The sequence below is a fragment of the Paenibacillus barcinonensis genome (assembly GCF_003217495.1).
Classification (GTDB): Bacteria; Bacillota; Bacilli; order Paenibacillales; family Paenibacillaceae; genus Paenibacillus; species Paenibacillus barcinonensis.
Genome location: NZ_QJSW01000015.1, coordinates 41317 through 50738, shown reverse-complemented (window position 1 = coordinate 50738; position 9422 = coordinate 41317). Strand labels below are relative to the sequence as shown.

At 46.5% G+C, this 9422-nt stretch carries 7 protein-coding genes and 1 pseudogene; 6 read left to right on the top strand and 2 right to left on the bottom strand.

From position 1 onward, the window contains the following. The 3 genes and pseudogenes from DFQ00_RS29270 to DFQ00_RS20045 all read left to right on the top strand — a co-directional run. Nucleotides 1-990, top strand: a pseudogene (locus tag DFQ00_RS29270) (hypothetical protein); the annotation flags it as partial. A 216-nt stretch (nt 991-1206) separates the two neighbouring features. After that, nucleotides 1207-1479, top strand: a complete 273-nt coding sequence (locus tag DFQ00_RS29585) for a hypothetical protein (protein ID WP_208643806.1) — start codon at nt 1207-1209, stop codon at nt 1477-1479. Nucleotides 1480-1519: 40 nt separating this feature from the next. Further along, a complete protein-coding gene (locus tag DFQ00_RS20045; protein WP_110898263.1) occupies nt 1520-1780 on the top strand; it encodes a hypothetical protein in 261 nt (86 codons plus the stop codon). Nucleotides 1781-2284: 504 nt separating this feature from the next. Here the strand turns inward: DFQ00_RS20045 and DFQ00_RS20040 are convergent. Both DFQ00_RS20040 and DFQ00_RS20035 read right to left on the bottom strand, forming a co-directional pair. After that, entirely contained in the window at nt 2285-5092 is a 2808-nt protein-coding gene (locus tag DFQ00_RS20040; RefSeq protein WP_425271046.1) for a DUF5689 domain-containing protein, read from the bottom strand. A 201-nt stretch (nt 5093-5293) separates the two neighbouring features. Further along, on the bottom strand, nt 5294-5770 hold the full coding sequence (locus tag DFQ00_RS20035) for an RNA polymerase sigma factor (protein WP_110898262.1): 477 nt from the start codon (nt 5768-5770) through the stop codon (nt 5294-5296). Between the two features lie 210 nt (nt 5771-5980). Between DFQ00_RS20035 and DFQ00_RS20030 the strand changes: the two genes are divergently transcribed. From DFQ00_RS20030 to DFQ00_RS20020, 3 genes are read left to right on the top strand one after another with little or no spacing between them, the layout of a single operon-like run. Continuing rightward, the gene (locus DFQ00_RS20030) at nt 5981-6694 is read left to right on the top strand and encodes a response regulator transcription factor (protein ID WP_110898261.1); all 714 of its coding nucleotides are present in this window, start codon (nt 5981-5983) and stop codon (nt 6692-6694) included. Further along, complete coding sequence (locus tag DFQ00_RS20025; protein ID WP_110898260.1) at nt 6691-8157, top strand: sensor histidine kinase; 1467 nt, start codon at nt 6691-6693, stop codon at nt 8155-8157. The genes DFQ00_RS20030 and DFQ00_RS20025 overlap by 4 nt, the downstream gene beginning before the upstream one ends. Continuing rightward, a complete protein-coding gene (locus DFQ00_RS20020; RefSeq protein ID WP_110898259.1) occupies nt 8154-9311 on the top strand; it encodes a hypothetical protein in 1158 nt (385 codons plus the stop codon). Before DFQ00_RS20025 ends, DFQ00_RS20020 begins: the two co-directional genes overlap by 4 nt. The last annotated feature ends 111 nt before the right edge of the window (nt 9312-9422 follow it).

Below are 9422 nucleotides of genomic sequence, written 5' to 3'. Positions count from 1 at the left end.
GTGCTGGGCCACAATGCGTATGGCGAACTCGGTCTTGGACATACACAAGCCATGACTTCGCTGATACAGAACAGGAATATGAGCAATGTAGTGGCCGCAGCTGGAGGATTCAATGCAACGTTTGCCATGAAGTCTGACGGAAGTGTATGGTCCTTTGGACAAAATGACAAAGGCCAGCTGGGAGACGGAACTGTGACCAACCGATTGGTACCCGTAAAAGTGCTTGGTCTAGATAACCCGACTCTAAGCAGTATGCAAGTTACACCATCTTACTTTACTGTTGATCTGGGTGAAGATCAGAATGATGAAAATAATTTTGAAGAGGGAGATGTTACCGTAACGGTATCTGTATATGGAACAGATGGAGTTCAAGATGATTCTTTTACAGAAACCAAGACGCTTAAAATTACAAATTCCAGTGATGTGTCACAAGGTGTAGACGGAGATACTAGTCAGTCATTATTACAAGACATTCACTTCATTAATGGAGTTGCTACGTTTTCGCTAACTTTGGATGCGGAAGGGCTTCATGAATACGAATTTGAGTTAGAAGGATTTGAAGATACACAAAAAGTTACTTTAAATGTTGAATCTAAAAATGAAGAAGTGGAAAAAGTCTTAACGTTTGTTTCTCTGCCATCTAATCAAGCTATCAGTGGAGCGTCTTTCAGTGCTCAACCAGTCCTCAGAATCTTAAATCGAAACGGAGAGCCAGTACCAAAGGCTGTAATTACAGCCGAGATTGCAGGTGAAGCTAGAGGCTCACTTATGGGTGTGGTCCAATTATCTTCAGATTCAGAAGGTTACATTAGATTTGAGGATCTGGGAGTTGTCATTGAAGAGTCTGAGGGAGAAATAGTCATTAACTTTAATGTAGCTGACAGTGATTACTTTATTGCTAGTCCAACGATTAAAATTAGTAGTCCTGTTGGTCCTAGTGGTATTGCTCCAAGTAGTTCTAAATCTATCAGATCAATAAAGCTTAAATAGAGAGAGAGGTTCAGGTTTTCCAGGAAATTAAATGATTTAGATAGCAAAGAGCGGGTAGACTAATGATATTTCATAGTCGCTGCTCTTTGTTTTTATATTTTTTTGAATAAATATAACTGTATTTTCTTTCTATTTACACTTGTATTATTCATTTATCCGTAGAAGATACCGATGCTCTATTTAAAGGGGGCGTGAATCATTTTACGGATGATGCTTTTGATTATCACGGGTGCGCTCAGCATTTGTGGCGGATTAACTTTTTTGAAATATTCGATCGTACTGATCGCTGCTACTATAGATGCTGGACTACATGCCTTTTCTGGACCGTCGCTTGGTCGTACATTATGGAGTATGGTAGTAACCTTGCTCCCGTTTGTAGTGGCTATGTATGCTCTGCATCGTAAACGAGAATATCTGTTTATCAAAATTATGGTGTACCTGTTCATCGGGGCCTGGCTTTTGGGCTTTATTTGGTTGATTAATTCATAATATCAAGGCTTTATAAAACATAAATAAAAGGTGATTAGATATGGAAAAGTATTATTTTATCTGGATCGTGTTTGTGGTAGCGGTGTTACTGTACAGGATGATCTTTCAGAAGTTTAAACAACATCATCGGGAAAATATCGGGCTCAGCGCTATTCTGATTATATTCACGGGAAGCAGCTATCCATTGGCGCAGATGAATCTTTTTTTCGTCATTGCTGTTATTGCACTGGGGGTTTATTGTGCGGTCTGGAACAGTATTCTTTTGACGAGAAATGGTTACGAGAAGCCGAGTTTGAAATGATTTTTGGCGCAGGCGAGCTAACGATCCGTACGGGCGCTATTGGTTGCAAATCCTTCGATTTTCCTCACTTTGAAGCGAAATGGAGCTGAATTGCTCGCGCCGAAAACAGACCTGTCATATCACCGCCAAAAAGACAGCTTAATGCTGCGATCAAGCCTCTTGCTAATTACCGTTTTCGGACCGCAATCCACATTCCTGACATGCTTATGTCGAGCATTAACGCCAGTTTCCATGACTCCTGTGTGAGCGGAATGACTGTTGAGCATAATCCTGCCCGTCCTCATAACTCTAATTACCTAGCTCCGTTGTTGAAAAATAACACAAAAAACCGAAACCAGCAGGCCGACTTTCTGGCCTGTGTGGTTTCGGTTTTTTCGTTCCAGCTTGCGTTGCTGGTTAGCATGTTATTATCTTCGCAGCTTCGTCCGCTTCTAATTCTGCTGTTGTTACTTCGATTGGGCGTTAACACCCAATCCTGCTTTTACTCTAAACGCTGCTTCTACACTAGCTCGCCAGTGGCAAAGCCCCTTTACTTACCTGAACCGTAATCGTTTCCGTGCTGGTCACACCTGCGGCATTTACAAGCTCCGCACGGTATGTGTACGTTCCGTTGGCACGACCGCTCAGGTCGGTTTTTGCCATTTGTGCAGATGGCGTAGCGGCAGTCAACGATTGCGTGTCGATCAATACATCATTTTCATACAGGCGATACTCAGTTGCGTTGGTGCCCCACCAGAGGTTCATTGTTACGGTGTATTCACCATCGCCATCCCAGTTGTTCTGAGACAGAACGGCTTTACCTGGAGCAGCATGTGCAATGTTAATCGTCAACTCGTCACTGCGAGTAGCACCTTTGGCATTGATCAGCTCGGCAACGTACGTGTAGGTTCCGTTGGCCTTGCCGTTAATCACTGTTTTGGCAAACTGTGAAGAAGGGGTAGCGGCCGTTAATTTCTGTGTATCCACGAGCACGCCGTTCTCATAGAGCTTGTACTCAGTGGCATTTTCGCCCCACCACAGATTCATGCTGACCGTGTAGGAGCCATCGGACAATCCGCTCGCGTATCCGCTATCGGACGAAAGCACCGGTTTACCCGGCGCTCCTTCAGCTGGAGTGGAAGGCACTTCGCCTCCACCTTGCTCTTCCGCAGCGACAATATCATCGAGACTTCTAGGCTTCAATTGATATACATCCTTGAAAATCGCTGCAATACCCGTGATATCAAGCTTGTCACTAGCAGCGTAAGGGAAGCTGGTCTCACTCACACCTGTGCGTGTATCCACACGGACATGCGTGCTTGTGCCGTCCTCGGCTACCGCATCGAATTCAAATGAACCGGCAGGCGTAGCGCTGGTGATGCTCTGAACCGTCACGTTTTTCAATTGAACAAGCTGCCCCTGATTGGCATCGTTGATTGTGGTAACGAGAGCTGGAGCAGGAACAGTAGCTGTTCCGGTTTTTTCAATCGCAACTACATCCGTTAATTCGAATTCACTGTTATAGATCGTGGTTGGTGCAGTCACTTTCACTTTGTCGCCCACATTGAAGCCGCTGGTGTTCTGGAACACATAGATTCCTGCGGTGTCATCCTGAAGATAGAAGGCTTGTCCGCCAAATAAACCCGGCTTGCTTGTGACTACACCTTCCACTGTTACCGTTGTGCCCACTGCTTTGGTACGTGCTTCAGCTACGGTAATTGCTGCCGGAATCGGTCCTTCTTCCTCTGGTAGCGGCTGTGCAGGCACATTGGCAATGCTCACAGCGCTCGTAATGAGGTTGCTACCATTCTGACGCAGACGCAGGCTGGCATTGCCGTTTGTACCGGGCTTGATGCGTACATTCAGATCCTTGATTGCACGACCTTTGCTATCGGAGGTTACGCTGAACGTTGCACTGTATCCGTAAGAGCTAGGCCATGTACCATTTTCATTCTGGATCATGGCTACCTGGGTTCCACCAGTCAGATAGATCCCTGCGCTGTACCCGGAAACGGTTGTGTTCGGCGCCATATTTTCAACAACGACACGAATCTGGAAGTCCTCCGCGTTAGGCAGCGTATCCTGCTTCACGAAGCTGTAAGCGGCGTTAGCACTGGATGCAGGGCCGCCATAAGAGCCTGGCTTGAACGTAGAGCGGTCGTACCATTTGTATCCGGCGGCAGGAGCAGCCCAAGGCTCAGCTTGCGGCTCGGTAGAAGCGGCAGGCTCCTCAAATGGAAACAGTGCTGTAGCTGTATCCAATGTAAGGCCGTTTACTTCGGACAGTTTAGTGTAGTTTTCTTGTGTAGCGAGCCAGTTTACGGTATTGACGAGCAATACGGCATCATCAACCTCTTTGAAACCGTCATACGTCGTTTTGCGTGTGCCTGTTTCCTCGCGCAAATATTTTGGTGAGGCGTCTTCCACCGGGGAAGAATCTCCGATGAAGGCTGCTTTACCTGCCCCCAGCTTGGACACCGCGACATAAGGGCCTTCTTCCATGCCCCCACCATTGTATACGCCTTGGTCTACGGCGTTATTCCATTTGGCGTTGGTTTTGGGCAGATACACGATGCCCTTGGCTTTCTCGGGGTCTGTGATTGCCAGTGTGGAGCCTGCATGCATGGCTACAGCAGAGACACCTTCGGTGATGCCAAAGGCTTGATCCGCTGGCACGATAATGTTGGCATTGATGTCACCAAGAGCGTTATAACGGAAACGAACACCGAAGTTATCGGACAGCCAATCCGAGCTGGTGATATTTTGCATCGCTTCGGAGCTGCGTTCCTCTGTGCTCATGCCCTTGGCCGGGTCCTCGTATGCACCGCGGCGGTATCCGTTAATGACTTCAGAGCCATCCCATCGGTTTTTGTTACGGTCGGCATTGTAGTGGTCTCCAATAAAGAAGATGCTGCCGCCGGATTGCACATATTGCTTCAAAGCGGCCTGTTCGGACGTTTTGAACGGAATTTGAGGTTCAGCAATAACGAATACGTTATAATCTTTCAGATCATCATAGGTAAAAGGAGTCGTTTTGCGCAGCTCTTTTACGTAATAGCCGTCGTTCGCCAGAGCGTTCCCGAAATCCGAGAAGCCGCCGTCAATGACCCAATCTGCTGCCCCGGCAGTTTGGCCGTGGGAATTGTCGAACAGAACCTTTTTGCCAGCATTTTCATTAACCACCTTGGCTTGAATGAATGGAGCCGGGTCTGTCGGTCCTTCCGCATGAACCGCAGCACCTCCGTTCCATAATCCGACTTGAAGCGGCAAAGCCATAGACAATGCCAGGAGTGATTTTAACCAGACTCCCCGCAAACGTGTCAATTTACCCAACCAAATCCCTCCCAAATAGTAGTGATTCATAAGTTCGTCCATATTCTACCACACGAAAATCTCACATAGTCATAACAAAATGTAAAAATTAGAGGGATATTTGTAAAATTAGGTATTTGGTCGTGTAAATAGGTAATTGGGATGATTGAGTGTTGGGGATTGTAGGGGGACGGTGATATCAAAAGAAAGAAAAAGCCATCTCTATGAGATGACTTTGGCACGAATTCGATTGACGGCATGAAAGACAGATGATTTGATCATGCCCTCACTGCGATTGACCATCTCCGCGGTTTCTTTAATAGAGTACCCGTGGATCAGGCGCAGCTCCAAAATTTTGCGATGCTCGGTGTTGTTAATATGGGAGACGATCTCGTCAACCCCTTCATTAATCTCCATCTGGTGTGTATCCATATGATATGTGGGGACTTCAAGTCGGCTGTCACGCCGCAGGGTGCGGGTGCGTCTGCGAAAATTGTCCATAGCCAGATTACGCGCGATACGCTTGAGGTAATACAGTATTCGATCATCAGGCACAGGTGAAGTCACATTCATCATGCGGATAAAGCATTCTTGTGTTAAATCCTCTGCTTCCTGTGGTTGTTTCAGGATTTGGGATAGATACCTGGTGATTTCTGATTTATAGTTGATATAAGCATCATTGATCTGTGAGTGGTTCATAAGAAGTGAATCCCCCTTGGATATGGATCAAGCCTTGATTCCGGTCGGTATGATGTTTGTTAATGCAAGTATAGCGGTTGGTTGTTTCCAAAAGGTTCAGAGTTGTATCGGAGTTGTAACATTTCTTGATTTCCTCTGTTCAAGCAGACAGCTTGGGATACAAAATATAGGCAGATGAAATTCATAGAGCAGGGAGATTACGAATGTATTATGAGACCAAAAGAGATATTAATTATCGAGGATGAAGAGTCCATTCGCGATATTTTGTCCTATTCACTCCGTAAGGAAGGGTTCGAGATCAAGGAAGCGGCTTCGGGCAGGGAAGGCCTTAATCTGTTACGGGAGTTCAAGCCCGATCTGATTCTGCTGGATCTGATGCTGCCGGATATGAGCGGCTTCGATGTGTGCAGACAGCTGTCTGTGAATTCGAAGATTCCTGTCATCATGATTACGGCGAAGTCAGATATGCTGGACAAGGTGCTCGGTATGGAGCTCGGAGCTGATGACTATATTACCAAGCCTTTTGACATCCGTGAGGTGGTTGCTCGCATACGTGCGATTTTCCGCAGGATTGATCTGATCAGTGAAACGCTGGAGAATCAGTCCTATGAGGTGGTCAGACTGGGCAAGCATATCGAGATACGCAAGGACGAGCGCGAAGTGTGGAAGGATGGAGAACGTGCAGGACTTACGAATAAGGAGTATGATCTGCTGCTCTTCCTTGTAAACCACCATCGCAAAGTACATACACGTTCGGAGCTGCTGGACAAGGTATGGGGATTTGATTTTGCAGGGGATACCCGGACCGTGGACATTCATGTGCAGCGTATTCGCAAAAAGCTGGATAGCGGCGATCAGGGCATATCCATGATAGAAACCGTGTTTGGTGTAGGATACAAGCTGAATATTCAGGTGCAGACATGAAATGGACGATCCAGTTCAAAATGGTCGTGCTGTTCTCAGTGATCGTGTTTATCGGCTTCTCGGCACTTCTGATTCTGTCTAACAGGGTTGCTCAGGAGAATATGTACCGTGAAGTGCGTGAGGATATGGTGCAGTCCAAAAAAAATCTGGATATCGCGCTGAATCAATATTTTTTGATCCATAACAAACGTATTAGCAAAGGCTCTCTGGAGGCTGGCAGCCGGGAGCTGGAGGAGCAGATCGGATCGGCGGTAGGCGGCAAAATCACCCTCTATCGTCCTGATGCTTCAAAATACGGTACCAGTACCAGTGAGGACAAGCTGGCCAAGCAGACGGTTTTGCCAGATCTGAAAGAAGCGATGCAATCGCGAATTGCGTACACAACGATGGTAGATCAAGGACGGGTCATGGCAAGCCTTTCGTTTCCGATTCAAAGCGACCAGCAGCTTGTTGGCATTGTACAGCTTGAGAAGGATTATACGGACCTGTACCGGCGCAATCTGCGTTTTCAGGATACGATCAAGCTGTTCGCAGCAGCTATATTTGTATTTGTTTTTATCGCCTCGATATTTATTTCCCGGAAAATTACACAGCCGATTCGTGTGCTCACCAAACGTTCTGCCGAAGTGGCTCAAGGCAGCCTGAATGCCGATATTCAGATTGCCACGAAGGATGAGATCGGGGAGCTGGCTGCGAGCTTCACGGTCATGATTGACCGGGTACGGGAGCAGATTGATGTCATTGAGCGAGAGCGGGACGAAGTGAAGCAAGTTCAGGCTCGTAGCAAGGTTTTTTTTGACAATGTGACACATGAATTAAAAACACCGTTAACAACCATTCTGGGCTATGCACAGATTTTGCGGGATAACGGGTTCACAGACCCTGATTTTTTCGACAAGGGCATGAATTATATCATTAAGGAGAGCCGGCGTCTCAATACGATGGTTGCAGATATTCTGGAGGTTTCGGTGTCTTCGGCGGTCATTGAGAACTATCGCTTCTCATCGGTTGATGTCTCGGAGATTATCCGGGAAGCATGTGAGGACATGTCGATCAAGGCAGGTAAGTACAATATCGGCATTCATTATGAGCTTGAGGAAGAGCTGTATGTGCAGGGAGATCGGGACAAGCTGAAGGAGGTATTCCTCAATCTGCTGGATAACTCGGTCAAGTATAGTGATGTGAATTCCATTATCGAGGTGCAGGCTACTCGGGAGCAGCAGTTCATTGCCATCCTGATTCGGGATCGGGGAGAGGGCATTAGTGAGGAAGCGCTGAACTATGTATTTGAACCCTTTTATCAAGAGAAGGGGGTTAACCGAATAGAGAAGGGCAGTGCTGGTCTGGGGCTGTCGATTGTGAAAAACATTGTGGAGCGTCATGGAGGAACTGTAGATATGAAAAGTATCATGCGCGAAGGAACTCAAGTCCATATCCGTCTGCCAGGGGAAAGGAATACATGAAACGTATCGGCTTTTGGCGTAAACATCGTGACAAGCTAATGCTCTCAGGGCTGCTTATCGCCTTTGTTGGGGGAATATTCGGAATCGGCAGTCTGTTTAGCATTGGTCAGCTTAAACCACGCACCGAGATTTTGCCTGACAAGCAATTCGACAGCCAATTGGCTCCACCAGCAAGCAGCACAATCCAGATCGAGTCGGCGACTAAAATTCCGAATGATTTCGCCATCTATGATTTTGATATCAAAAATCGGAATTCAATTGTCGTCAACAGCACAGAGCACTCGTATTCGGGACTGAATTTGCTGCTCCTGCATCTGGATGACAATCAGGTGAAGAATATCGCAGGCAACATCGACTATGGGGTGGTGCTTAACGCTGATCGAACGAAGCTGATATATTCACAATATCGTTCGGGACAGCCGCAGCGAACCACCTTTGTGTACGATACAACGAATGGTAAGCGGACCAAGCTGAGCAACGATGATGCTTATTTCAGACGTATTATTGGCAATGAAGCATCCATCAGTCACGATGGGCATGGGTTTACTCGGACTGATCTGAAAACAGGCAAAGAGGAAATACTTTTGTCAGATAGAGATATGCTTAGAAAAGCAGGCGTTCATCAACTGGAGGAAAACTCAGGTTACACCTTTATCGTTATTGACAGTTTCGAGCTTAGTGAAGATCAGAAGCAGATGTATGCACTGGTCATGCATAAAGATGATTTTGCCATCTATCGTGTGTCTCTGGAGAAGGAACCGAAAGTGTCTCTATACATGCGGGCTAAAGGGATACAACAATACCGGATATTGAAGAACGGAGATATGATATTTCTTGGTGAAGTGGATCAGGTACAAGGAGTTTACAAGTATCAGGCGACAGAGAAAAAGCTGAATCTGCTGGCCAAGGGCTCGTTCTGGAATTTTGATCTGAGTGCAGATGAATCCAGGATTGCCTATGTCAATACGGTTGATAACCAGAAGAACGAGCTGCATATTGCCTTTCTGAATGATCAAAGCCTGACGTCCGATACGGTGTTATACCGCAATATCGACAATTTTATCAAGCTGAAATGGTTCGGGGAGGAGCTGTTCTTTATAACCAGCTCAACCAAAAAGAGTGAGTTGTATCGTTTTAGCTTCAGAGCATGGTAGTTTCGTTCCAGAGAGCTGATAGGTAAATACAGATATTTCACGATGGATTCCTGCCCGGCAGCCAAGCGTTATTCGTTTGGCTGCTGGGCTTTTTGTGTCGACTTGTTACAA